This is a genomic window from Micromonospora sp. NPDC005171, assembly GCF_040608575.1.
In the GTDB taxonomy this organism is placed as follows: Bacteria; Actinomycetota; Actinomycetes; order Mycobacteriales; family Micromonosporaceae; genus Micromonospora.
On record NZ_JBEXIM010000016.1, the window covers coordinates 13326 to 37841 of the forward strand.

Consider the following 24516-nt stretch of genomic DNA (forward strand, 5'->3'; position numbering starts at 1 on the left):
CAACATACGCTCCCCGAATCGCCCACCTGAGGAGCTCTCCATGACGAACCTCTCCGTCCGCGAAACGAACCTGCCCCGCCGCCGGGTGCTCCGGGCCGCCGTGGCGGCGGCTGCCGTCGTCTGCACTGTCGTCGCCTGCTCGCCGGTGTCGAACAACGAAGGCGGCGACCCGTCCGGCGGCGACCGGTCGGCAGGCCAGGATTCCTTCGGTACGCCCGCCGACCCCGCCACTGTGAAGCAGGGCGGCAAGCTGGTCATCGCCCTCTCCGCCGAGCCCGACGCGCTGGACCCGACGCTGTCGAGAAGCCTCTACTCCCGCTACGTCTTCCAGGCGATGTGCCAGAAGCTCTACGACGTCAACGAGCAGGCGCAGGTCGTACCGCAGCTCGCGACGGCCCTGCCCACCACGAGCGGCGACGGCCGGACGGTCACCATTCCGCTGCGACCCGGCGTGCGCTTCGCGGACGGCACGGCGTTCGACTCGGCCGCGGTGAAGGCCACCCTGCAACGCCACCTCACCAACGCCCGGTCGGCGCGCAAGAGCGAACTCGGCCCCATCGACGGCGTCGACACCCCGGACGCGCAGACCGTCGTCCTGCGGCTGAAGCAGCCGTTCGCACCGCTGCTCGGAGCCCTCGCCGACCGGGCCGGCATGATCATGAGCGCCCAGGCGCTGCGGACCCGGGGTGACGACTTCGCCTCCGCGCCGGTCTGCGTCGGTCCCTTCAAGTTCGCGAAGCGGGTGCCGCAGAACTCCATCGAGGTGGTGCGGGACCCGAACTACTACGACGCCAGCAAGGTGCACCTGGACGCCATCTCGTGGCGAATCCTCACCGACGCGAGCATCCGCGCCGCCAACCTGCGCTCCGGCGACGCCCAGGTGGCCGACTCCGTCTCCACCCAGGACGTCGCCTCGCTCCGGCAGGACGCGGCGGTCTCCGTCCTCCAGTCGCAGTCCCTCGGCTACCAGGGCCTGACCATCAACGTCGGCAACGTCGACGGCGTCGGCACCGCACCCAAGCCGATCAACCGTCCCCTCGCCCAGAACGCGAAGGTGCGGCAGGCCTTCGAGCACGCGATCGACCGCAAGGCCCTGGTCGACGCTGTCTTCAACGGACTGCACGCCGCCGCCTGCTCACCGATCTCGCCCGCAAGCCCGTTCTCGTCGCCCGAGGCGCAGACCTGCCCGGCGCACGACCCGGCCAAGGCCAAGCAGTTGCTCACCGAGGCCGGCGTGCAGACGCCGTACCCGGTGACGATGCTCGCCTCGAACACCCCCGACACGCTGCGCCTCGCGCAGGCGTTGCAGTCCATGGTCAAGGACGGCGGATTCGACCTGAAGATCAACCCGGTGGAGTACTCGTCGCTCCTCGACGAGCAGGACCGCGGCAACTTCGAGCTGCTGCAACTGGGGTGGAGCGGACGGATCGACCCGGACGCCAACATCACGAACTTCGTCGGCACCGGCGCCAGCCAGAACGTCGCCGGCTACAGCAACCCGCAGCTCGACACCCTGCTGACCCAGGCCCGGCAGGCAAGCGACGTCGAGGAGCGCAAGAAGCTGTACGGGCAGGCGGTCACGCTGCTCCAGCAGGACGACGCCCTGATCTACCTCTACCGGCAGCGCAACCTGACCGCCGTCAGCAAGCAGATCCAGGGCCTTCAGGTCTACCCGGACGGCGTGATCCGGGCGGCCTTCGCCGGCTTCGGCAAGTAGGCCGTCGTGGCCCGGTACCTGCTCACCCGCGCCTGGCAGTCGGCGCTGACCCTGCTGTTGTCGACGATCGTGGTCTTCGTCGGCGTGCGGGCGCTCCCCGGCGATCCGGCCCTCGCCCTGGCCGGGGAGGACCGGTCGCCGGAGGCGCTGGAGGCCATCCGTCGCCACTACGGGCTGGACCAGCCGCTGCCGGTGCAGTTCGCCCAGTACGTGGAGCGGATGGCGCAGGGCGACTTCGGGGTGTCGATCCGCACCGGTACGCCGGTCTCGTCGATGCTCACCACCGCGCTGCCGGTGACCGTCGAGCTGTCCGTCCTGGCGATCCTCATCGCGGCGGCTCTCGGCGTCGGCGCCGGGGTGCTCGCGGCGGTCCGTCGTGGACGTCCGGCGGAGTGGCTCGCCAACGGCCTGGCCCTGATCGGCCTGTCGGTGCCGCACTTCTGGCTCGGGCTGCTGGCGATCCTCTACCTGTCCGTGGCGACCGGGCTCTTCCCCGCCTCCGGCTTCGTGCCGATCCTGGAGGACCCGGTGGACAACCTGCACCACATCGTCCTGCCGGCGGTGATCCTCGGCACCGGCCTCGCCGCCATCATCATGCGGCAGACCCGGTCGGCGATGTTGGACTCGCTCTCCTCCGACTACGTGCGGACGGCGAAGGCGAAGGGCCTACGACCGCGCGCCGTCATCACCCGGCACGCCCTACGGAACAGCCTCATCGTGGTGGTGACCGTGGTGGGTCTCCAACTCGGCGGGCTGATCTCCGGTGCGGTCGTCACCGAACAGATCTTCGGGCTGCCGGGCTTCGGCAAGATGACAATCGACGCGGTGTTCCAACGGGACTACCCGGTGATCCAGGCCGTCGTCCTGCTCACCGCTGCGGCCTACATCGTGATCAACTTCTTCGTGGACCTGCTCTACTCGGTCATCGATCCACGCATCCGGGTGACGGGAGATCCGGCATGACCGTCCTCACCGTACCGATGGCGGAGACCGGCACCACCAGCGTCACCCGACGCACCCGGGTGCTGGGGCGGCTGCGTCGCAACCCGCTCGCCGTGACGAGCTTCGTCGTCCTCGCGCTGGCCGGCGTCATCGCGGTCCTCTCGCCCTGGCTCGCTCCCTACTCGGTCGACCAGACCGATTTCGCCCGCACGTTCGCACCCCCCGGCACCGCCGGGCACCTGCTGGGCACCGACGACCTCGGTCGGGACGTCCTCTCCCGCATCATGCTCGGTGCGCGGGCGTCGTTGCAGGTGGGGCTCCTGGCGGTGGCCACGTCGCTGGTCATTGGGGTGCCGCTCGGCCTCGCCGCCGGCTACTTCCGGGCCTGGGACGCGGTGATCTCGCGCTTCACCGACCTGCTGCTGGCGTTCCCGTTCCTGATCATGGCGGTGGGGCTGGCGGCCATCCGGGGCGCCAGCCTCGGCAACGCCGCGGTGGCCATCGGCATCGCCCAGATCCCCGGGGTGATCCGGGTGGTCCGCTCGGACACGCTGCGCCTCAAGTCGCTCGACTTCGTCGCGGCGGCGGTCGTGGACGGCGCGAGCGACCTCTGGGTGTTGGCCCGGCACATCCTGCCGAACGCGACCTCGGTGATCCTGGTGCAGGCCACTGTCGCCATCCCGGCCGCGATCCTCGGCGAGGCGGTGCTCTCCTTCCTCGGCCTCGGCATCCAGCCCCCGGCGCCCAGCCTCGGCACCATGCTGGCCACCGCCCAGCAGTTCGCCGCCCGCGCGCCGTGGGCCGCCGTCTTCCCCGGCGTCGTGATCATGGGTCTGGCGCTGGCGTTCAATGTCTTCGGTGACGCCCTGCGCGACGCCCTCGACCCGAAGGGAGACCGGCGATGACCACGGCCTCCGCGCCCGTGCTGGAGATCCGCGACCTGTCGGTGTCGTTCCCGACCGAGACCGGCACCGTTTCGGCGGTCGACGGGGTCAGCCTGGACCTCGCGGCCGGGGAGATCGTCGGGATGGTGGGCGAGTCGGGGTGCGGAAAGAGCGTCACAGCGATGAGCATCGCCGGGCTGCTCCCGGGCAGCGCCCGGGTCACCGGTTCGGTGCGCCTGGACGGCACGCAGCTGGTCGGTGCCCGCGAGTCGGCCCTGCGGCGGGTCCGTGGCCGGGAGATCGCCTACATCTTCCAGGAGCCGATGACGTCGTTGAACCCGGTGCTCAGCGTCGGGCGGCAGATCGGTGAGGTGCTCCAGGTCCACGAGCGGATGTCTCGACGGGCGGCGCGGGCGCGCGCCGTCGAGCTGTTGACGCTCGTCGGGATCCCGTCCGCAGCCCAGCGGGTGGACAGCTATCCGCACCAGCTCTCCGGCGGCATGCGTCAACGCGTGATGATCGCGATGGCGGTGGCCTGCGGCCCGAAGGTGCTGGTGGCCGACGAGCCGACCACAGCGCTGGACGTCACCGTCCAGGCCGGCATCCTCCAGGTGCTGCGGGACCTGCGCGACCGGCTCGGCACGAGCGTCCTCATCATCACCCACGACCTCGGCGTGATCGCCGACATCGCGGACCGCGTCGTCGTCATGTACGCGGGTCGGGTGGTGGAACGGGCGCCGGTGGACGACCTGTTCGCCCACCCACGGCACCGGTACACGGCCGGGCTCCTGTCGGCGTCACCGCAGCCGGGCCGGCACGCCGGCACGGACCGGTTGACCGAGATCCCCGGGCTGGTGCCCGTCCTGGCCAGCCAGCCCGACGCCTGCACCTTCGCGGATCGATGCCCAGCCGCCGATGAGCAGTGCCGGTCGGCGGCCCCGCCGCTGGAGGGCATCGGTGGCACCGACCACGTCGCGGCCTGTTGGCACCCCTGCACGACGGCACCGACGGCAGCTCAGGAGGCGAACCGATGACGCCGCAGCCGAACGCCCTGGAGATCGCGGACCTGGTGATGCACTTCGGCCCGGTGCGCGCCGTGGACGGGGTGTCAGTGACCATCCCGCGAGGCCGGGTCACGGCCCTGGTGGGGGAGAGCGGTTCCGGGAAGTCGACAGTGGGCCGATGCGTGGTGCGGCTCGTCGAGCCGACAGCGGGAACGGTCCGGATCGCGGGCACTGACGTCACCCACCTGTCCCGACGGCGGCTGCGCCCCCATCGCGGCGCGGTGTCGATCGTCTTCCAGGACCCGGCCGCGTCACTGGACCCGCGGATGCTGGTGGGTGAGATCGTGGCCGAGCCGCTGCGGCTGGCCGGCAAGCGGATCTCCCGGCGCGACCGGGACGCCCGCGTCGCTCCCCAACTCGAACGGGTCGGTCTGCGCGCCGAGGTGGCCCGTCGCTATCCCCACGAGTTGTCCGGTGGGCAACGCCAGCGGGTCAGCATCGCGCGGGCCCTGATCTCCGAGCCCATGCTGCTCATCGCTGACGAACCCACCAGCGCGCTCGACGTGTCAGTGCAGGCGTCGGTGCTCAACCTTCTCGCCGACCTGCAACGCGACATCGGGTTCGCCTGTCTCTTCATCACCCACGACCTCTCCGCCGTCGAGTACCTGGCCGACGACATCGCGGTCATGTACCTGGGTCAACTCGTCGAGACGGGCAGCCGCGAGCGGATCTTCGCCCGGCCCGCCCACCCGTACACGCAGGCGTTGCTCTCCGCCGCGCCCGTCGCCGACCCGGCGCGTCAACGCGAACGCCAGCCGGTGCTGCTCGGCGACGACCTGCCGTCCGCGCTCGACCCGCCGTCCGGGTGCCGGTTCCGGACCCGGTGCCCGCTGGCGTTCGACAGGTGCGCGACGGAGGTGCCGGCGCAGACCGCGATCGGCGACGGCATGGCCGCGTGCCACCTGGTCCGGCCGGACGGCACCGGTCCCGACGTTCGCACCGCAGACCCCAGTGAGGTGTTGTCATGACGTTCACCACCCGACCCACGTTGCAGGGCACCTTCGGCATGGTGTCCTCCACCCACTGGCTCGCCAGTCAGGCGGCGATGGGCATCCTGGAACGCGGGGGCAACGCCTTCGACGCCGCGGTCACCGCCGGGTTCGTCCTGCACGTCGTCGAGCCGCACCTGAACGGGCCGGGCGGCGAGGTGCCGGCCATCGTGGCCACCGCCGGCGACCCTCGACCGAAGGTGCTGTGCGGGCAGGGGCCGGCCCCTGCCGGTGCCACCATCGCGCACTTCCGATCCCTCGGGATGGACCTCATCCCGGGCGCCGGGCCGCTCGCGGCGGCCGTACCGGGCGCCGTGGACGCCTGGCTCCTGCTGCTGCGTGAGCACGGCACGCTCACCCTCGCCGAGGTGCTGGAGCCGGCGATCGGCTACGCCGGCGCCGGGCACCCGTTGGTGGGCCGGGTCGGTGACACGGTGGCGGCCGTCCGGTCGTTGTTCGAGGAACACTGGCCCACCTCCGCCGCGCTCTGGCTGCGCGGGGGCCGGCCACCGGCCGCCGGGGAACTGGTCACCAACCCGGCGTACGCGGACACCCTGCGCCGACTCGTCGAGGCGGCACAGGCGGCCGGCGCCGACCGGGAGGCCCAGATCGAGGCCGCCCGTCGGGCCTGTAGCACGGGTTTCGTCGCCGAGGCGATCGACGCGTTCAGCCGGCGACCGTTCCAGGACTCCAGCGGACGCCCGCACGCCGGGCTGGTCACCGGCGACGACCTGGCCGCGTACTCGGCGAGCTGGGAGACGCCCGCCACCCTCGACTGGCACGGCTACTCGGTGGCGAAGACCGGCTTCTGGGGTCAGGGCCCGGTGCTGCTGGAGTCACTGGCAACCCTGGACGCGCTCGACGACCCGGGCGCGTACGACCCGGGCACCGCGGCGGGCATCCACGCCCAGGTCGAGGCGCTCAAGCTCGCCTTCGCCGACCGGGAGGCCTGGTACGGCGACGGGGCCGACGTGCCCGCAGAGGCGCTCCTCTCCCCGCAGTACGCGCGGGAACGGGCCGCCCTGGTCGGCGACCGCGCGTCGGCGGAGTTGCGGCCGGGGTGCCCGGACGGGGCGCAGCCGCGCCTACCGGCTCACGTCCGACCCGGTGCCGTACGGCGAACCGGGCCGACTGATGCCACCACGGGAGAGCCGACAGTGCAGTCGGACGGGGTGACCCGGGGCGACACCTGTCACGTGGACGTGGTCGACCGCTGGGGCAACATGATCTCCGCTACCCCCAGCGGCGGCTGGTTGCAGAGTTCCCCGACCATTCCGGAGCTCGGCTTTCCGCTGGGCAGCAGGTTGCAGATGTTCTGGCTGGAGGAGGGGCTTGCCTCGTCGCTGGCGCCGGGCCGCCGCCCGCGTACGACGTTGAGCCCGACGATGGTGCACCGCGACGGCGAGCCGGTGCTGGCCTGCGGCACTCCCGGTGGCGACCAGCAGGACCAGTGGCAGTTGCCGTTCCTGCTGCGGCATCTCGTCGGTGGGCAGACCCTCCAGGAGGCCATCGACGCGCCGGCGTGGCACACGGTCAGCCTGCCGGGGTCGTTCTATCCCCGCGAGATGGAGCCCGGTGTCCTGGTGGTGGAGGACCGGCTCGACGACAGCGAGCTGGCGGCCCTGCGGGCGTACGGGCATGAGGTGCGGGTCACCGACGGGTGGAGTCTTGGTCGGCTCTGCGCGGTGACCCGTGACCCGGCGACGGGTGTGCTGGCCGCCGGTGCGAACCCCCGGGGGATGCAGGGCTACGCGTGCGGCCGTTAGCGGGCGCCGTAGCCGCCTTCAGCGTTCTCGTACGCCGCGGCGGATGCCGCGTCGAGGTGGTCGAGCGCGGCCCGCTCGGCGCGGTCGCCGTCGCCTGACTCGATGGCGTCGACGAGCTGGATGTGCTCGGCCCACGAGTGTGGCGCGCGTTCGGCCGCTCCGAGCCGGAAGACCCACTGGACATGGAGGTAGAGCGACTTGGCGATCGACGACAGCCAGGGGTTGCCGCTGATCTGGAGGATGCGCAGGTGCAGCGTGCTGTTCAGCTCGGCGACCCGGGCCAGGTCCTGCCGCTGCGTCGCCTCGCGGCCCTGGTCGAGCAGGGCACGCAGGGACGCCACGTCGGCGGCGGTGGCCCGCTCGGCGGCCAGCCGGGCGGCCAACGCTTCCAGGCGCTCGCGCACGGCGAACATGTCGGTGATGGTCCCGCTGCTCGGTGAGGCGACGACCGCTCCCCGGCGGGGAAGGATCACGACGAACCCCTCCGCCTCGGCGACGCGCAGCGCCTCGCGGACGGGGTTGCGGGAGACGCCGAAGTCCTCGGCGAGCCGGTCCTCGGTAAGCCGTTCCCCGGGCAGGTAGTCGCCGTCGATGATGGCGGTCCGCAGCGCGGCGAGGACCTGATCGCGGAGCGGCAGGTGTTGCGCGCCGAGCTTGTCCCGTAGGTCTTCAGCCACCTGGTCGCCTCTCCGTGAACGTGTCCGGACAAAGTGTATACGAAGAACAATTATTGGAAGGTGGCCGACAGTGTCGAGCACAGCGCCCCGCGTCACCCGCCCCCGCGTCGCCCCGCACCGAGACGAGCGCCTGCTGCGGCGACGGCACGCGCTCGTCGTCGTCCTCACCTTCCTCACCGGGAGCGCCGACGCTCTCGGTTTCCTCGCCCTCGGCGGCGCCTTCGCCAGCGTGATGACCGGCAACATGGTCCTGCTCGGGCTCTCGGCCGGCCGGGGCGAGGCCGACCTGGCGTTGACGTCGGGCTGCGCCATCGTCAGCTTCATCATCGGTGTCCTCGCGGGCGCCCGCGTCGTCGGCTCGGCACAGCCCGACGATCCGGTCTGGCCCCGGCGGGTCACCTGGGCGTTGGTCCTGGAGCTGTCGGTGTTCGTGGTGTTCGCCGTCGTCTGGGAGGTCACCCTGCATACCCCCGACGCGGGTGTCCACCTGGCGCTGCTCATGCTGTCCGCGGTCGCGCTGGGCGTGCAGAGCAGTGCGATCCAACGCTTCGGGGTGTCCGGCCTGTCCTCCACGTACCTGACCGGCACGCTGACCAGCCTGATCGCCGGGGTCGCCGCACGCAGCCCGTGGGCCAGCCTGCGACCCAAGGCTCAGGTGCTGCTGGCCCTCATGGTCGGCGCGGCGGTCGGCGCCCTGGTCGCCCTGCACCTGCCGGTCGTCGCCCCGGCCCTGCTGATCGTGCCGCTGGCGCTCGTCATCGCCGTGTCCGCGCGGATGCGGGCCTGAGCGTCAGACGCCGCGAGCGAACAGGGCCAGCCTCACCCGGTTGGGGCTGTCGGTCTTGGTCATCAGGCTGGTGATGTGGGTCTTGACCGTGGTGACGCCGATGTGGAGCTGGTCGGCGATCTCGGTGTTGGACAGGCCCTCGGCGACCAGGTTGAGCACGTCCCGTTCCCGGGCGGTCAGGCCCGGCAGGGACGGTGGCGACCCGGGGCGGGCGTGCACGGCGCGCTGCACGAGGCGACGCAGCACCTGCGGGCTGAACGGGCTGTCACCGACGGCGGCCCGGCGGATGCCGTCCAGCAGCTCGGTGGGCGGCGCGTCCTTGAGCAGGAACCCGCAGGCTCCGGCGGTCAGCGCGGGGTAGAGGTGGTCGTCGTCGCCGAAGGTGGTCAGCACCAGGATGCGGGTGGCGGGGCGTTCGGCGAGGATGCGGCTGGTCGCGGTGATCCCGTCGACGCCCGGCATCCGCAGGTCCATGACGACGACGTCGGGGAGGAGCCGCCCGGCCAGCGGAATCGCCTCACGGCCGTTGTCGGCCTCACCGACGACCTCGATGTCGGGTTGGGCGTCGCAGAGCATGCGCAGCCCGGCGCGGATGAGGTGCTGGTCGTCGACCAGCAGGACCCGGATCATGCCGGCTCCGGCGCGGGTGACCCGGCCGGGGCCTCCCGCTCGCGGGGCACCGACCCGTCCGGCGCCTCGGTCGACGTGGAGGCCACGGCCGGGAGCACGGTACGCACCCGCCACCCCGTCCCCGTCGGGCCCGCCTCCAGCCGGCCGCCGAGGACCTCGACGCGCTCGCGCATGCCGGTGATGCCATGCCCGCCACCGGCCGGCACGCCCGCCGGCACCCCACCACGCCCGTTGTCGGTGACCTCCCAGTGCACGGACCCGTCCCGGACGGCGATCACGAGGTGCACGAGCGCGGACGTCCCCGCGTGTTTGGCCACGTTGGTCAGCGCCTCCTGGGTCAGTCGCAGCACGGCCATGCCGCGCACCGCGTCGAGGGAACCGATCGCCGGGTCGAGATCGGCCTCCACCGTGACACCCGCCTGCCGGGCCCGGTCGACGGACGCGCCGATCGCCGCCGGCAGCGCGGCGGGTTCGATCGCGGTCAGCGCCGCGTCCCCGCGTACCCCGTCGGGGTTGCGCAGCACCGCGACCAGCCGGCGCAGCTCCGCGAGGGCTGCGGTGCCGGTGCCGTGCACGTCGTCGAAGACCTCGCTCACCCGGGGGTCCAGGTCGGTGAGCACGTGCCGGGCGACGCCGACCCGCAGGACCATCGACGCCACGTGATGCGCGACGACGTCGTGCAGCTCGCGGGCGATGGCGCTGCGTTCGTCGGCGCGGGCCGCGCGGCTCTCCGACTCGTGCTGGCGTTGCTCGGCCAGGGCCCGCTCCACGGCCTGCCGACTCAACTCCCGGTTGGTGCGGATGACGAGGCCGAGCAGCACCGGCACGCCGACCTCCAGGGCCAGTCCGACGACGCCGGAGGCGACCCGGCCGGCCGGGTCGCCGACCGAGTCGGTCAGGTCGACCACGACCAGCAGCGCTGTGGACAGCCAGACGGTCCGGGCGCGGCGCGAGCGCATGGTGATCTCGAGCAGGGCCCAACTCGCGCCGACCTGGTTGATGGTGAAGTCGTTGACCAGGCTGATCGCGACCGCCAGCAGGGCGGCCTGCGCCACCAGGTTGACCACCGGTCGACGATGCGCCGCCAGCGCCACGGTGAACGCGAGCACCGCGAGGATCCACTGTGTCGTCGTGGGCGCGCTGGTGGACGGAACGAAGAGCAGGTAACCCAACCCGGCGAGGTCGAGCAGCACCATCCGCACGAGCGTGTCCCGCATGTCGAACAGTCGCCCCAACCAACCCACGGTGGTCAGCCTAGGTGCTGCGGCCCGGTGGTGACGGCCGCCGGCCGCCGCCAGCGGGTCCGGACCGCGAGGTAGGCGGCCAGGCCGAGCGGTCCGAGCAGGATGGTCAGCAGCAGCACCGGAGCCATCACCAGCGCCGGCACCCCCCGATCCCGGCTGTCCAACCACGCCCACCGTCCGACGAACAGATCGAACGCGATCATGTGCGCCCATCCCGCCGCCGCCCCGTCGGAGGTGCCGAGCAGGTCGCGTACCCCGGCCAGGGTCGGTGACGCCACGGCCGGCAGCACGTCGCCGAACGCCGGCAGCACCAGCAGCGCGTAGATGACCACGACCGGCAGCACGATCAGCGGCGAGGCGATGATCCGGGCGGTCCACGACCAGCGGGGCAGCAGGATCATCAGCGCCCAGAACGGCGCGGCCACCGCGAACGTCAGGGAGAACAGCGTCCCGGTCATGCGGCCAGCGCCAGTTCCGGGCGACGTCGGCGGGCCAGCACCAGGCCGGTGGCGGTCGCCGTCGCGACCACCAGGGCCGCGACTGCGGCGAGCGTGCCGGCGTCCGGCCGCAGCAGCGGCTGTCCGCGCAGGGCCTGCCAGGTCAACAGCACGGTGAGTACGCCGTACGCGCCGCCCGCGACGACCAGCAGCCGGGCGCTGGTGCGCTCGTCCCACCGCGTCGCGAACCGGCTCAATAGGATCGCGAGGATCGGCAACGCCTGCAGGGCGTGCAACCCCACGAAGTGCCCGATCCGCAGGTCACCGCCGGTGGTGCTCCAGCCGACCACCGGCAACCCCGGCCCACCGTCGGGCACGCCGACGCTGTGCGCGCCACCGATCCCCTCGATCCCCGGGTCCTGCGTCGGCAGTGCCATCGGCACCGCCGCGAGCATGCCCAGCAGGGACAGGCCGAGCCCCCACCCGACGGCGGTCGCGGCGACCCGGTCGGGGATCCGCTGGATCAGGACCACGATCCCGATGACGAGGTGCGCGAAGAACAGCACCATGATCGCCGCGCCCATCGCCGCGAACAGCGCGGTGTTCAGGGGAGTGCTGTCGTTGAAGTGGCTGGTCTGCCCGCGTATCACCTGACCGATGATCCACGCGTTCTCGACGACCGCCACCGCGACGATGACGACGACCGCCCTCTCGACAACCCGGCTGCGTCGCGGCAGCAGGGATAGCATCCAGGCGAGCGTCGCGCCGTACAGCACGAACGACAGCGCGAACTTGAACGGCTTGAGCCAGATCGGCGCCCCGGTGAGGACCCGCGGGTCGACGAGGATGCCGACCACGGCGACGACGGCCAGCACCGCCATCACGGATACCAGGAACATCAGCGGGCGGTTCCAGCGCGCCGCCCGGCGCAGATTGATTGTCATGTCTGTAGATGCTCGTGACCGGGCCGGCCCGTCGCGTCCGACCGCGAGCCCCGGTTGCGGCCGCCGGTCGGAGCGGGCCTCCTCCCTGGGTAGGAGGCAAAGCGTGTGGACCGCGCCGCCGACGCTGGCAGAATGGCCGGCCTGCCGACGGGACGGGGGGAGCGACAAGTGGCGACCGATGGGGAGCAGGTTCGGCCGAACGAGACAATGGTGCCGCTGCTGCACTGCGCGGCGCCGGAGGAGACCGTGGCGTTCTGGCGGGCGCTGGGGTTCGAGGTGGCCTACGAGCAGCTCAAGCCGTACGTGTACCTGGCCTTCACGTGGAGTGGGTTCCAATTGCACTACGGCCCCGCGCCGAAGGACCTGGACCCGGCGAAGGAGACATCCGGTGGCTGCCTGGTGATGGTGGACGCGGTCGCGTCGTACCACGCGGTGTTCACCGAGGCGATGCGCCGCAGCTACGGCAAGGTGCTGGTCAAGGGCGTGCCCCGGATGACCCGCTACCGCGCCGGGGCGTCGCGGTTCAGCATCGTCGACCCGTCCGGCAACACCATCATCTTCATCCAGCGGGACGAGCCGAAGGACCTGGAGTACGGCGGGTCGAAGGAGCTTGACGGGCTGGCCCGGGTGCTCGACAACGCGCGGATCCTGCGCGAGTTCAAGATGGACGACCGGGCGGCCTACCGGGCGCTCGACTCGGGGATGCGCCGCCGCGCCGAGGACGCGCCGGTGGTCGAGCAGGCGATGGCGCTGGCCGCCCTGATCGAGCTGGCGACCGTGTTGGACAAGGCCGATCGGGTGTCCGAGTGGGGCGCCCGACTCCAGGCGCTGTCGCTGCCCCTGGAACAGCGGACGCAGGTGGCGCAGTACGTCGCCGACCCGGCCGTCCTTGAACCGTGGTGGCCCGACCCGCGCTGACCCCGGACCTCCCCGCGCCGGGCTGGAGGGCGACCGTGACGTCCGTCCGCTTAGCGGGGGCCGGCGCAGAGTTGGGAGATCAAGGTGGTGCGGGCCCACTCTTCCCACGTGTCCGGTGACCAGTCGCGGTCGCGGACGAAGATCAGGTAGAGCTCCGGGCTGAGTAGGCCGAACAGCAGGTCCGCCGCCATCTCGATGGAGAGGCCGGGACGGGTGTCGGGCTTGCCGGCCAGGGCTTCGGCCGCTGCGTACTGCACTGTGTAACGCGGGTCGGGGCCGTCCGGCCACTGTGCGGCGATCTCCGGGTCGGTGGCTGCGGCAGCCGCGATCAGCGGCATGATCGGGGCGACCCGGCCCAGGATCTCGCGGGTGCCGTGGACGTGCGCGCGCAACTGCCCGGCTGCGGTGGGCTCGGCGCACGCGGCGCGAAACCACTCACGATCCATGGTGGCGACCGGCTCGGTGTCCCCGGCGATGGACGTGTCGACGACGTCCTTGAACAGCGTGCGCTTGTTGCGAAAGACGAAGTAGACCGTCTGGACGGCCACGCCCGCCCGGTCCGCGACCTCCTGCAGGCTCGTCGCCCCGTAACCCTGCGCGACGAACAGCTCGCGAGCCGCCTCGACGACCTTTTCACGGGTGCGGCGTGAGCGCTCGGCTCGCTTGTCCGGCCGCTTGACTCTGTCCATAGTGCGAGCCTACCTTTAGAGTCCGTCACTAAAGTTTAACTCTAACTTCTTGGAGGAGACGATGAACCAGCCCAACGCCGCCCAGAAGCCCGGACCGGACCTGGCCTCAACGCGGCGAGACCCGGAGGAGGAGGCCGTCCACCGTGCACTGGAGGGCTACTACCGCACCGGCAAGCCACCGTGGGACACCGGCGTGACGCCGCCCGAGCTGGTCGACCTGATCGAGGGTCGCGGCGCGCTGCCGCCCGGCCGCGCCCTCGAACTCGGCTGCGGCACGGGGACCAACGCCACCTACCTCGCACGGCACGGCTGGGAGGTGGCGGCCGTCGACCTGATCGACAGCGCCGTCGACCAGGCCAGGGAGAAGGCTGCGGCGGCGGGAGTGGCGGTACGGCTGCTGCACGGAGACGCCACCCGCCTCGACGAGCTGGACGTGCCGGGCCCCTTCGACCTGTTCTTCGACCTGAGCTGCTACTGCGGAGTCCCACTGCACCGCCGCGACGCCTACGCCGCCGGGCTCACCCACCGCGCCGCTCCTGGAGCACTGTTGCTGATGTTCGGGTACGGCCCCGAGCCGCTCGGCAATCCGATCCCCGAGGTCACCTCGTGGGCGGCGGGCGTCACAGCCGACGAACTCCGCGCCAGGTTCCCCGGCTGGGAACTGATCGACGTCACGCCGGGCACCAACTCGGTGCCGACCTTCTGGTTCACGCTGCGCCGCGACGCCTAGCAATCGCTTCGCCGTAGGCCACATCCGCCCGTACGTCTGGTCATTCCACGGAACGGCACGGAATTACCGCTTTAGGGTAAGTGAGACGAACACCCCTAGCTGCTCCGATAGTTTTCGAACGAGAGGAAAACTCGTATTCCTCCCTTCGGGTGCATAAGGAGTCCGTAATGAAGCGCAGTGTCGCGTTCGCGGCAGCCCTCCTGGCAGGTCTGACCAGCATCGGATCGATCCCCGGGACCGCCTTCGCCGATGGCGGTGGCCCCGCGTACCACGACGACCGCAAGGGGGGTGATCACCACCACGGCGAGGAGGGAGCGGTCTTCGTCCAGACCAACAAGGCCGAGGGCAACACCATCAAGGTGTACGACCGCGACGAGGACGGCCGTCTCTCCAAGGCGGGTGAGTACGAGACCGGCGGGCTGGGCGGCTTCACCATCGGCGCGCCGCTCGACGCGCTGGCCTCGCAGGGTTCCCTGACGTACCACAAGGGACTGTTGTTCGCGGTGAACGCCGGCAGCAACACCGTCACGGTCTTCCGGGTCGAGGGCACCAAGCTGCACAAGCTCCAGGTCATCTGGTCCGGCGGTCTGTTGCCGGTGAGCGTCGCGGCGCGCGGCGACCTCGTCTACGTGCTCAACGCCGGCGGCGAGGGCTCGGTGCAGGGCTTCGAGCTGCACAAGGGGCGCCTGTCCCGGATCGAGGACGCCAACCGGTCGCTCGGGCTGCACAACGGCAACCCGCCCGCCTTCGGGACCGCCCCGGCCCAGGTCAAGATCGACCCGGACAGCGAGTTCGTCCTGGTGTCGACAAAGGCCGCCAACGTCATGTTCAGCTACGAGATCGGTCGTCACGGCGAGCTGTCCCGCAACCCGGTCATCAGCGACGCGGGCAACACCCCGTTCGGCTTCACCTTCGACAGCGACGACACGCTGCTCGTCACCGAATCCGGCGCGAACGCGGTCAGCCGGTTCGAGTTGGAGGACGACGGCGCGCTCGACCAGATCGGGCCGTCGGTGGCCAACGGCCAGCAGGCGACGTGCTGGATCCAGCGCGTCGGCGACTACTTCTTCGCCGCCAACGCCGGCAGCTCCACCATCAGCTCCTACCGGGTCAACGACGACGGCATGCTCGAACTCGTCGAGAACGTCGCCGCCGACACGGGCGGCGGGTCGATCGACATGACCGCCAGCGACGGCTTTTTGTATGTGCAGAACGCCACCGCCGGCAACGTGCAGGGCTACGAGGTGAACGAGGACGGGTCGCTGAGGCTCGTCACCACTGTGGAGGGTCTGCCGAAGTTCGCCGACGGCATCGGCATGGAAGGCATCGCCGCCTCCTGAGCGCACCACCCGCTGGTCCCGGTCGCTCGTCGACCGGGACCAGCTTTCCGCGGAGGGCCTCCGCTGTCGGACGCGGCGTCAACCGGCTCGACCGCGACGCGCTAGGAGGCCAACCGTTCGCGGGCGGTGCGAGCTGGTCGGGGGAGTTCGACCCCGCCGTCCGACTTGTTGATCTCCGACCAGACGGCGTCGAGGGAGAGGCCAAGGACGTCGGCGATCGCCGCGATGGTCGGGAAGGCGGGGGTGGCTATCCGGCCGGACTCGATCTTTCGAAGCGTTTCCGGCGAGACGCCCGCGTCCAGCGCGGTGAGGAGCATCGAGCGCTCTCCACGGGCTCGACGCAGGAGGGCGCCGAGGCGCTGTCCGCGTTCGAGCTCCGCGGGAGTGAGTGGCAACCTGACCATGCCCCGATTCTAGTACCGGGATAATATGGCCGGGATACTTATTGGTTTTCCGCGAAAGGCGCTGCATGATCGAGATCCTGAGCCCCACCGACGTGCTGCGAGCGAAGGACACCGGCGCGCTGGTCGCCGGCATCCTGCAGACGCTGAAGAGCCGCTGCGTGGTCGGCACCAACCTCCTGGACATCGACAAGTGGGCACAGGCCATGATCGCCGAGGCCGGCGCGCAGTCCTGCTACGTCGACTATGAGCCGTCCTTCGGGCGCGGGCCGTTCGGCCACTACATCTGCACGTCGGTGAATGACGCCGTGCTGCACGGGTTGCCGCACGACTACGCGCTCGCCGACGGTGACCTGCTCTCGCTCGACCTCGCCGTCTCCCTTGGTGGAGTTGTCACGGACTCGGCCATCAGCTTCATCGTGGGCGACGTGCGGCCCCCGGAAAGCGTCGCGCTGATCGACGCGACCGAACGCGCGTTGCGGGCGGGGATCGCCGCCGCCGGCCCCGGCGTTCGCATCGGTGACATCTCCCACGCGATCGGCTCGGTCCTCAACGCGGCGGGATATTCGGTCAACACGGAGTTCGGCGGCCACGGCGTCGGGTCGACGATGCACCAGGACCCGCACGTCTCCAACACGGGACGCCCCGGTCGCGGATACCGGCTGCGCCCGGGGCTGCTGCTGGCGTTGGAACCGTGGGTCATGGCGGACACCGCCACGCTCGTCACCGACGCCGACGGCTGGACGCTCCGCAGCGCGACGGGCTGCCGGACGGCGCACAGCGAGCACACCATCGCCATCACCGACGACGGCGCGGAGGTGCTCACCCTGCCGACGCGCTGACCCGTACGGCACGGTCAACCCCTCATCGCTCGGCGGACGACGAGCCGCCCACGGTGGACGGTTAACCGGCCGCCGAAGGGGCACGTCCCTGCGTGGCACCCCTGCCGGGTCGCGTTCAGAATGAACCGATCGGTCATATTTTCCGTGATGACGGTCAGGGTCACCCACCAGAGTCGCGGAGGCACGATGTCAACGGTTCGAACTGGTCCGGTCATCGGACTGCTCGCGCAGATCATCCTGCTGGCGGTGCTGGCGGAGACAGTCGGTCTGGGTGCGGCGGGCTGGGTGGCGGGGTTGGCGTACGGGATGGTCCTGTGCGCCCTGCTCAGCCGGGGGATGTCCCGCTCGGGCGCGGGCGCGCTGAGCCCGGCCGACCGGGTGACCCTGAGCCGGGCGGTCCTCGTGGGCGCCGTGACGGCCCTGGCCGCCGACTCGTTCGGCCGGTCGGCGCCGGTCACCATGATGGTCGTCCTCACCAGCGTGGCGTTGGCCCTCGACGCGGTGGACGGCTACACGGCCCGCCGTACCGGAACCACGAGCGAACTCGGCGCGCGCTTCGACATGGAGATCGACTCCTTCCTGGTCCTGGTGCTCTGCCTGCACGTGGCTCCCTCGGTGGGTGGCTGGGTGCTCGCGATCGGCGCGATGCGGTACGTCTTCGTCGCCGCGAGCTGGGTGCTGGGGTGGATGCGCGGATCCCTGCCGCCGCGCTACTGGCGCAAGGTCGTCGCCGCCATCCAGGGCGTGGTGCTGACGGTGGCGATGGGTGACGCGCTGCCCCGGCCACTGACGACCGTCATGCTGCTGGCGTCACTGGCGCTGCTGGTCGAGTCGTTCGGGCGGGACGTCGCGTGGCTCTGGACGACCCGTCACCTCCGCCACACCGTCCTGCACGACACTCCGGGCAGCCAACACGCCCCGGACATCCACGACACCCCGGTTGCGATGGTCCACGCGAGCAGCCCGCTGAGCCACAGCGCCCCGAGCGCCGCAGCGGCGCTGGGCTCGGGCCGGACGGATTCGCTGCCCTGGTCGGACCGCCCCACGGTCGCCGTGGCCCAACGCGGGATCGCCCGCGTCTGAGCCGCCCGGATGCCGCCCACAACGAAGATCATGGAAGGATGCCCGGGTTGTCGCTCTTGACGCGCGTACGTCAGCTGCCGAGCCAGGGACGGAGACCGATGAGGGGCGAGGTTGCGGACGTCACCGCCGCCGACGGCAGCGGATCCGAGGACCGGCCGAGACGCTCCATCGCGGCCCGACTGACGACCGTCCTGGCAGTGCTGCTCGTCCTGCTCGCCCTCACCGTGCCGTACGACTTCGGTCGGCTCAGCCCGGCGGGGTTCGTGCGGATCCCCCTGGAGGGGCTGCTGGCCGTGGCCCTTCTGCTCGCCCTGCCGTCGCGGGGCAGCCGACTGGTCGCGACGCTCGCCGGCGTGGCGCTCGGCCTGCTGGGCCTGCTGAAGCTGCTCGACCTGGGGTTTTCCGCCTCGCTGAGCCGGGCGTTCGACCCGGTGCTCGACTGGGCACTCATCGACGAGGGGTTCGCCTTCGTCAGCGAGTCGTACGGTCGGCCCGCCGCCGTCGGCGCCGCGATCACCCTGGCGGTGGTGGTCGTGGGCCTGCCCACCCTGGTCACACTGTCGATGCGGCGACTGCGGCGGCTGGTGGTCCGGCACCGCACCGGCACCACCCGGATCGTGGCGGCGCTGGTCGTCGTCTGGGTGGCCTGCGCCGCGTTCAACGTGCGGGTGGCCGAGGGCGTACCTGTCGCCGACACCTCCGCGACCACCCTGGCCAACGGTCACGGCTTCCAGGTGCGCCTGCGTCTCGACGACCGCGAGACGTTCGGCGCCCTGATCGAGGCCGACAGGTTCGGCGACACCCCCGGCGACCAGTTGTTGACCGCGCTGCGCGGCAAGAACGTGGTCGTCGCCTTCGTGGAGAGCTACGGCCGGGACGCCGTCGAGGACCCGGAGTTCGCGCCGCAGGTCGGTGCGGTCCTCGACCGCGGCACCAGCGAGCTGAGCGCGGCGGGATTCGCCGCGCAGAGCGGCTTCCTCACCTCACCGACCTTTGGCGGCGGCAGTTGGCTCGCGCACGACACGTTGCTCTCCGGCCTCTGGATCGACAACGACCAACGGCACCGCACCCTGCTGGCCAGTGACCGGATGACCCTCAACGGCGCCTTCCGACGGGCGAGCTGGCAGACCGTGGGCGTGATGCCCGCCGTCACCAAGGCGTGGCCGGAAGGCTCCTTCTTCGGTTACGACCGGTTCTACAACGCCAGGACGCTCGCGTACCGTGGCCCGAAGTTCAGCTTCGGCACCCCGCCCGACCAGTACACCCTGGCCAGCTGGCAGCGCCTGGAACAGGGCAAGCGCGACGGCAACGTGATGACCGAGTTGGCGCTGGTGTCGAGTCACGCGCCCTGGACGCCCGTCCCGCCGCTGCTCGACTGGGCCGAGGTCGGCGACGGCGCGGTCTACCGTGGGGCCGGCGCTGGCAGGTCGGACGACAAGCGCCGCAACACCGCCCAGATCCGGGCGGACTACCGGAAGTCCATCGAGTACACCCTCGGCACGCTCATCTCCTACGTGCGGACCTACGGAGACGACGACCTCGTGTTCATCTTCCTCGGTGACCACCAGCCCGCCGCGGTCGTCACCGGCGAGAACGCCAGCCGCGACGTCCCGATCTCGATCATCACCCGGGACCGGGCCGTGCTGGACCGGATCTCCGGGTGGGGCTGGCAGGACGGGCTGAAGCCCGGTCCGCAGGCCCCGGTCTGGCGGATGGACGCCTTCCGGGACCAGTTCCTGACCGCCTTCGGATCGTAACCCCGGCCACCCCTCTCTCACGGACTGGACCCAGACAGATGACGGCTACCACCGAGGCCAGGATCGCCGCGCTCCGGGCCGATCCGGCCCTGGCCCTGCTGCACCGGTCGCTGGACGTCTACTACGGCGATCCCGAGCGGGACGCGAGGATGGACGCCTTCTATTCCCGCTTCGTCAGCAGCGGGGACCTCGTCTTCGACATCGGTTCCCACGTGGGCGACCACATCGGCAGCTTCCGTCGCCTCGGCGCCCGGGTCGTCGCCGTGGAACCGCAGCCGCTGTGTCTGCGCGCCCTGCGGGCGATCTACGCCGACGACGACCAGGTGACAGTGATCGACGCCGCGTGTGGCGCGCTGCCGGGGCGCACCCGGTTGCACGTCAACTCCGCCAACCCCACCGTGTCGACCGCCTCGCCCGACTTCGTGCGGGCGGCAAAGGGCGCGGGCGGGTGGGAGGGCGAGGTGTGGGATGCCGACATCGAGGTCCCGGTGGTCACCGTCGACGCGCTGATCGAGACGTACGGCGTGCCGACCTTCGCCAAGATCGATGTTGAGGGTTTCGAGGACGAGGTGCTGGCTGGCCTGAGCCGTCCGCTGCCCGCGCTGTCGTTCGAGTTCACCACCATCGCGCGTGCGGTCGCCTCCCGGTGTCTCGACCGCCTGACCGCGCTCGGCTTCGACGGCTTCGACGTCGCGTTGGGCGACGACAAGTCGATGACCTTCCACCGCTGGATTCCCGCGACCGAGCTGGCGGCGCACCTGCGGCAACTGCCGCACACCGCGAACTCCGGCGACGTCTACTGCGTGCCGCGCGACAGACAGGTCAGCACCACGCCGTAGCCGCGCTAGATCATGCGCAGGATCAGCGCGGCGGGCGTACCCTCCGCGGATGGACCTCGACGATCTTCCGCTTGCCGAGTTCGCGTTTCCGGGGCCACTGCGGGACAAACTGGTGGGCGCGATCCTGTCCGGGGCGAAGACCTCGACGACCGGCCTGCTGATCGGCTACGAGCGCGCCAACGAGCCGCTGCCCGAGGTGGGCCAACTGTCCGCAGTGGTGGACTCCGCCGGCCGGCGGGTCGCGGCCATCGAGCTGACCGACGTACGGGTGATCCGGCTCGCCGACGTCGACCTGCCACACGCCCTTGCCGAGGGGGAGGGCGACGAGTCGGTGGCCCAGTGGCGCGCGGGACACGAGACGTTCTGGCACAGCGCCGAGGTGCGGGCCGAACTGGGCGACCCCGACTTCACAGTGGATGACGACACCCTGGTGGTGACCGAACGTTTCCGGTTGGTGCACGTCGTCTGAGCGACCCGGCCACTGTGTACCGAGATTCAGCGGGCCACGTCGCCGTGCAAGGTCACCGGCATCGTCACCGGTACGGCGATGGGGGTGGCCGGGTCGCTCTGGGCGGTCTTCCCGTGGGTGTCGGTCCTGCTCGTCGCAGCGCCGGAGGAGGTGGTCCGGGCGATGGCGTACGTGCCGAGCGGTTGGCCGGTCGCCGCCGTGACAGAGTCGGCCGGGCAAGGGGTGCGCATGATGGCGACCCTGGTGGGCATCGTGCTGCTCTGCGCCGCCGCGTACCTCATGCTGGTCCGGAGGGTGATCGCCGCCGGCGTGCCGTTTCGGCCGCGCCGGACCACGGTGCTCCCGCTCGTGCGGCGCGGCGACGAGCCGGCCGCGCGGCGCGGGACCACGGCGGCGTCACCGGCCGGAGATGGGCGTGCCCAGCGCGGCTGGCGGGCGTGGGTGCCGGCCGCGACGCGGGCGGTCGCGGGCCGTGAGGTGCCGGCCTGGATGCGGCATCCGCTGCGGTTGCAGTATCTGGCGTTCGCTGTGGTCTACGGCGCGCTGCTCGCCGGGCTGCCGCTGCTGTCGGACGTGCACCTGCTGCTGCCGTGGGCCGGGCCGCTCGCCGTGCTCGGCGTGGCGGCGATGTCGGCCGGGCTGGTCGGGCTGGACGGCACCGCGTTGTGGCTGCCGCTCACCACGCCGGGCGGGGAACGGGCCGAGGTCCGGGGCCGGGCCGTGGCGTGGCTGGCGCTGGTCACCCCGATCGGGGTGCTGCTCGCCGTCGCCGGTGTCCTCCTCGCGCCGGACGTCGACCCGCTGGCCGCGCTCTCCACCCTGCCGGCCCTGCTCGGCGCGGGCGCGTCGGTGCCGGTGTGGGTGTCGCTGCTGCGGGTGCGTCCGGTGGCAGATCCCCGGCACCCCACCGCGGCCGACAACCCGACCGACATCGTCAGCGTGCTTGTCGCCACCGCGGGTGGGTTGATCGCCGCGGCGCCGGTGCTTGCGCTGGTGGTCTGGGGCCCGCCGGAGGTGGCGCCCCTCCTGCCGCTGGTCGGGCTGTTGAGCGGTGCCGCGGCCTGGTGGGGTGGCCTGTGGCTGGCCGACGAACGCCTCGCCCGACGCGGGCTCGACGTGCTCGCCGCAGCCGGCCAGCGCAGCCGACCCCCGGAGACGGTGCTTCCACTGACCTGGGACGTGCTGTGGTTCCGGGAGAACAAGCTGACCGCGTGGGCGTTGGGATTACTGACGGTGGGGTGGATTCCGGTGATCCCGCAGGGGGTGATGCCGCTGGCCTTCGGGATAGATGGTGGGTGGATCGTGGCCGGTCACCTGGAAGGGGGCGCGCGCACGGCGGTGGGGTTGGCGATGGTCAGTCTGGGTGTTGCGATGCTGCTCACCGGCCTGGTGCTGTGGGACCGCCGACCACAGCCAGGCGGGCCCTGCCCGACCTGCTCCCGGGGAGGCGAGCTAGGCCACGGCCGGGCCGTCTCACCACAGTGAGAGCTGGCCGTCGACCTCATCGGTGTGCGGCTCCCGCAACTGCCACAGCCGTACCACGCCCGCATCGGCGTCGTGCGTCATCCACCGCCCGCGCCCACCAGCGGACCGGATGGAGTTCTGGGGCATCTCGACGCCGTAATCCAGCACGGTCTGCGGGCGCAGCGTCCGGGTGGATAGGAGGAGATGCCGCTCGGCGTCGCCCTGGTCGGTCGCGACGCCGACCAGGACCCAGTCGTCGGACACGACCGCCGCGGCCTCGTACATCCGGTAGTCGTCGGAGTCGCCGAACCCCGGGATGTCGTCGTAGCGGCGCTCGACCCGCACGCTGTCATCGGCGACCTCGCGTACCGCGATCCGGCCGCTGCCGTGCGGCATCGAGAGATAGCACGTCCCGCTGGCGTTCACGTCGGCCAGGCAGCCGCCCAGGGTCTGCGCGGCGACCTGCCGCCGATCGGCCGCTGTCAACCACTGGCTCAGGCAGGTCTCCGGCCCGACCGCGACGTGCACGCCGACACGTCCCCGCTCGGCGTGCGCCACGAAGGTGGCGCCGCCCTCGACGGTCTGAAGCGGCCGCCGACCGACCTCGGGCCCGCCCGCGTTGGTGTCCCACACCACGACCTGGTCACCGGAACGGTTGGGCATGAACAGCCACACCAGGCCGTCGCCGGCGAGGTGACAGCGCGGCCACGGCCACCCGGTCGAGAGGGCCGCGCCGTGCTCGACCACCCACTGAACGCGGCCGTCGGCGCTGCGAACCTGCACCTCACCCGGCCCCACCAGCGCGAACCGCGACCGGTCCGGTGCCACGCCGACAGCCAGAATCGGCTCAGCGTCGGGGCTTACCGCCTCCCAGGCGAGCCCGACGGTCAGATCCGGATCCAACACCCGCAGCGAGCGGCGGTCCCAGACCAGTGACCCCGCGCCGGCGACCCACTCGACAGAGGCCGACGGCGTCACCACCGTCTCGGCGATCAGTAACGGGTGCACGGCCGCGAGCCTACGCACCACCATGAGCCGGGGGGTGCGTGGTCGTAGCGGCTACCTGGACGTCCATGCCAGGGTGCGCTGTGCGGCGCGCTGGCTCTCGCCGTGGACACCGACCAGTGGACTGACGGGTGCGGCTGGGTGGGTCACCGTCGGTCATCTTCGTCGGGGTGGATGCCGCAGCGAGCGGTATACTTCAGAGGCATATTTATACCTTTGGGGTATACCGCTTCCCGGCAGATCGACATGGTCGGCCAACGGAGCGGACGCAACCGTCACCGACCGGTCGCTTAGCCTCGGCTCATGGATGACGGACTCCTTCGCCGGCTCCGGGCCGAACAGGCCCGAGCGCTGCTCGACGACGCCGACCCGCACCATGCGGTGATGCTGGCCTGCGACCTGTTGGTGGCCGGCGTCAACGGCGATGCCGTGGTGGCGCTCGCAGCGGAGTCAGCTCGGACACTGCCGCCGCACGACGCCAGCCGGCACCTGACGGCAGTCACTGCCGAGCTCGGCCTCCCTGAGCCGGACCTGCCGACCGCAGTGGCGTTGATCGCGGCCGACACCTGCGAGCGGATCCTCGACGGGAGCATCCCGGCCGAGGTGGGAACACACCGCCTCTACGTTGTCGGACATGACGGCAGCCGGCTGGGTGACATGCTCCCGGCGGTAGCCGCCCTGGCCGCGCGTCTTGAGGACGATCTCGGTGGGCGGGCCGACGGCGACCTGCGTATCCGGCTCGCCGCGCTGGCGCGGACCATCCTGAACCGCCTGGCCAATGATCCGGCTTGAGGCTGCGACTGGTGGCTCGCGCGGCCGCCGACCCGCACGAGCGGAGTCGTCAGGATCTCAGTGCCGTGGCTGGTCCTCGTAACCTGCGTCCGACAGACTGCGCGGT

General features: G+C 71.4%; 24 protein-coding genes and 1 pseudogene. 17 read left to right on the top strand and 8 right to left on the bottom strand.

What is annotated here, in order from left to right; genetic code table 11:
- Nucleotides 1-40: 40 nt before the first annotated feature.
- From ABZU74_RS19915 to ABZU74_RS19940, 6 genes are read left to right on the top strand one after another with little or no spacing between them, the layout of a single operon-like run.
- On the top strand, nt 41-1717 hold the full coding sequence (locus ABZU74_RS19915) for an ABC transporter substrate-binding protein (protein ID WP_355425771.1): 1677 nt from the start codon (nt 41-43) through the stop codon (nt 1715-1717).
- Nucleotides 1718-1723: 6 nt separating this feature from the next.
- Nucleotides 1724-2680 carry an ABC transporter permease gene (locus ABZU74_RS19920; RefSeq protein ID WP_091399352.1) on the top strand — a complete coding sequence of 319 codons (957 nt, stop codon included), beginning with the start codon at nt 1724-1726 and terminating at the stop codon, nt 2678-2680.
- Complete coding sequence (locus ABZU74_RS19925; protein ID WP_355425774.1) at nt 2677-3564, top strand: ABC transporter permease; 888 nt, start codon at nt 2677-2679, stop codon at nt 3562-3564. Before ABZU74_RS19920 ends, ABZU74_RS19925 begins: the two co-directional genes overlap by 4 nt.
- Complete coding sequence (locus tag ABZU74_RS19930; protein ID WP_355425777.1) at nt 3561-4577, top strand: ABC transporter ATP-binding protein; 1017 nt, start codon at nt 3561-3563, stop codon at nt 4575-4577. The genes ABZU74_RS19925 and ABZU74_RS19930 overlap by 4 nt, the downstream gene beginning before the upstream one ends.
- Nucleotides 4574-5575, top strand: a complete 1002-nt coding sequence (locus tag ABZU74_RS19935) for an oligopeptide/dipeptide ABC transporter ATP-binding protein (RefSeq protein WP_355425780.1) — start codon at nt 4574-4576, stop codon at nt 5573-5575. The genes ABZU74_RS19930 and ABZU74_RS19935 overlap by 4 nt, the downstream gene beginning before the upstream one ends.
- Nucleotides 5572-7362, top strand: coding sequence for a gamma-glutamyltransferase family protein (locus ABZU74_RS19940; protein WP_355425783.1), 1791 nt, complete (start codon nt 5572-5574; stop codon nt 7360-7362). Before ABZU74_RS19935 ends, ABZU74_RS19940 begins: the two co-directional genes overlap by 4 nt.
- On the opposite strand, the gene ABZU74_RS19945 is transcribed toward ABZU74_RS19940, so the two are convergent.
- The gene (locus ABZU74_RS19945) at nt 7359-8039 is read right to left on the bottom strand and encodes a GntR family transcriptional regulator (protein ID WP_196923570.1); all 681 of its coding nucleotides are present in this window, start codon (nt 8037-8039) and stop codon (nt 7359-7361) included. The genes ABZU74_RS19940 and ABZU74_RS19945 overlap by 4 nt on opposite strands.
- A 70-nt stretch (nt 8040-8109) precedes the next feature.
- On the opposite strand from ABZU74_RS19945, the gene ABZU74_RS19950 reads away from it, so the two are divergent.
- Nucleotides 8110-8826 (top strand): YoaK family protein, encoded by a 717-nt coding sequence (locus ABZU74_RS19950; protein WP_355425786.1) that lies wholly within the window; start codon nt 8110-8112, stop codon nt 8824-8826.
- 3 nt (nt 8827-8829) lie between these two features.
- On the opposite strand, the gene ABZU74_RS19955 is transcribed toward ABZU74_RS19950, so the two are convergent.
- From ABZU74_RS19955 to ABZU74_RS19970, 4 genes are read right to left on the bottom strand one after another with little or no spacing between them, the layout of a single operon-like run.
- Nucleotides 8830-9456: a response regulator transcription factor gene (locus tag ABZU74_RS19955; protein ID WP_355425789.1), complete on the bottom strand. Its 627-nt coding sequence runs from the start codon at nt 9454-9456 to the stop codon at nt 8830-8832.
- Nucleotides 9453-10700, bottom strand: coding sequence for a histidine kinase (locus tag ABZU74_RS19960; protein ID WP_355425792.1), 1248 nt, complete (start codon nt 10698-10700; stop codon nt 9453-9455). The genes ABZU74_RS19955 and ABZU74_RS19960 overlap by 4 nt, the downstream gene beginning before the upstream one ends.
- 5 nt (nt 10701-10705) lie before the next feature.
- Nucleotides 10706-11158: an ABA4-like family protein gene (locus tag ABZU74_RS19965; protein ID WP_355425794.1), complete on the bottom strand. Its 453-nt coding sequence runs from the start codon at nt 11156-11158 to the stop codon at nt 10706-10708.
- A complete protein-coding gene (locus ABZU74_RS19970; RefSeq protein ID WP_355425797.1) occupies nt 11155-12081 on the bottom strand; it encodes a hypothetical protein in 927 nt (308 codons plus the stop codon). Before ABZU74_RS19970 ends, ABZU74_RS19965 begins: the two co-directional genes overlap by 4 nt.
- 168 nt (nt 12082-12249) lie before the next feature.
- On the opposite strand from ABZU74_RS19970, the gene ABZU74_RS19975 reads away from it, so the two are divergent.
- The gene (locus ABZU74_RS19975; RefSeq protein ID WP_355425800.1) at nt 12250-12999 is read left to right on the top strand and encodes a glyoxalase; all 750 of its coding nucleotides are present in this window, start codon (nt 12250-12252) and stop codon (nt 12997-12999) included.
- A gap of 50 nt (nt 13000-13049) precedes the next feature.
- Here the strand turns inward: ABZU74_RS19975 and ABZU74_RS19980 are convergent, their stop codons facing one another.
- Nucleotides 13050-13688, bottom strand: a complete 639-nt coding sequence (locus tag ABZU74_RS19980; RefSeq protein WP_355425802.1) for a helix-turn-helix domain-containing protein — start codon at nt 13686-13688, stop codon at nt 13050-13052.
- Nucleotides 13689-13749: 61 nt separating this feature from the next.
- Between ABZU74_RS19980 and ABZU74_RS19985 the strand changes: the two genes are divergently transcribed.
- Both ABZU74_RS19985 and ABZU74_RS19990 read left to right on the top strand, forming a co-directional pair.
- Nucleotides 13750-14418, top strand: a complete 669-nt coding sequence (locus ABZU74_RS19985; protein WP_355425805.1) for a class I SAM-dependent methyltransferase — start codon at nt 13750-13752, stop codon at nt 14416-14418.
- Between the two features lie 167 nt (nt 14419-14585).
- Entirely contained in the window at nt 14586-15758 is a 1173-nt protein-coding gene (locus ABZU74_RS19990; RefSeq protein WP_355425808.1) for a beta-propeller fold lactonase family protein, read from the top strand.
- A 101-nt stretch (nt 15759-15859) separates the two neighbouring features.
- On the opposite strand, the gene ABZU74_RS19995 is transcribed toward ABZU74_RS19990, so the two are convergent.
- Nucleotides 15860-16162 (bottom strand): helix-turn-helix transcriptional regulator, encoded by a 303-nt coding sequence (locus ABZU74_RS19995; protein WP_355425811.1) that lies wholly within the window; start codon nt 16160-16162, stop codon nt 15860-15862.
- Between the two features lie 65 nt (nt 16163-16227).
- Here ABZU74_RS19995 and map point away from each other — a divergent pair, with 65 nt between their 5' ends.
- The 6 genes and pseudogenes from map (at nt 16228) to ABZU74_RS20025 (ending at nt 22634) form a co-directional block, all read left to right on the top strand.
- Nucleotides 16228-17001, top strand: coding sequence for a type I methionyl aminopeptidase (gene map / locus ABZU74_RS20000; protein WP_355425814.1), 774 nt, complete (start codon nt 16228-16230; stop codon nt 16999-17001).
- 186 nt (nt 17002-17187) lie between these two features.
- Nucleotides 17188-17862, top strand: a pseudogene (locus tag ABZU74_RS20005) (CDP-alcohol phosphatidyltransferase family protein); the annotation flags it as partial.
- 320 nt (nt 17863-18182) lie between these two features.
- Nucleotides 18183-19841 carry a sulfatase-like hydrolase/transferase gene (locus ABZU74_RS20010; RefSeq protein ID WP_355425817.1) on the top strand — a complete coding sequence of 553 codons (1659 nt, stop codon included), beginning with the start codon at nt 18183-18185 and terminating at the stop codon, nt 19839-19841.
- A gap of 38 nt (nt 19842-19879) precedes the next feature.
- Nucleotides 19880-20680 carry an FkbM family methyltransferase gene (locus ABZU74_RS20015; protein ID WP_355425820.1) on the top strand — a complete coding sequence of 267 codons (801 nt, stop codon included), beginning with the start codon at nt 19880-19882 and terminating at the stop codon, nt 20678-20680.
- A gap of 49 nt (nt 20681-20729) precedes the next feature.
- A complete protein-coding gene (locus tag ABZU74_RS20020; protein ID WP_355425823.1) occupies nt 20730-21149 on the top strand; it encodes an ASCH domain-containing protein in 420 nt (139 codons plus the stop codon).
- 78 nt (nt 21150-21227) lie between these two features.
- Complete coding sequence (locus tag ABZU74_RS20025) at nt 21228-22634, top strand: hypothetical protein (protein WP_355425826.1); 1407 nt, start codon at nt 21228-21230, stop codon at nt 22632-22634.
- On the opposite strand, the gene ABZU74_RS20030 is transcribed toward ABZU74_RS20025, so the two are convergent.
- The gene (locus tag ABZU74_RS20030; RefSeq protein ID WP_355425829.1) at nt 22623-23621 is read right to left on the bottom strand and encodes a hypothetical protein; all 999 of its coding nucleotides are present in this window, start codon (nt 23619-23621) and stop codon (nt 22623-22625) included. The genes ABZU74_RS20025 and ABZU74_RS20030 overlap by 12 nt on opposite strands.
- 300 nt (nt 23622-23921) lie before the next feature.
- Here ABZU74_RS20030 and ABZU74_RS20035 point away from each other — a divergent pair, with 300 nt between their 5' ends.
- Nucleotides 23922-24410 carry a hypothetical protein gene (locus ABZU74_RS20035; RefSeq protein ID WP_355425832.1) on the top strand — a complete coding sequence of 163 codons (489 nt, stop codon included), beginning with the start codon at nt 23922-23924 and terminating at the stop codon, nt 24408-24410.
- Nucleotides 24411-24516: the final 106 nt, after the last annotated feature.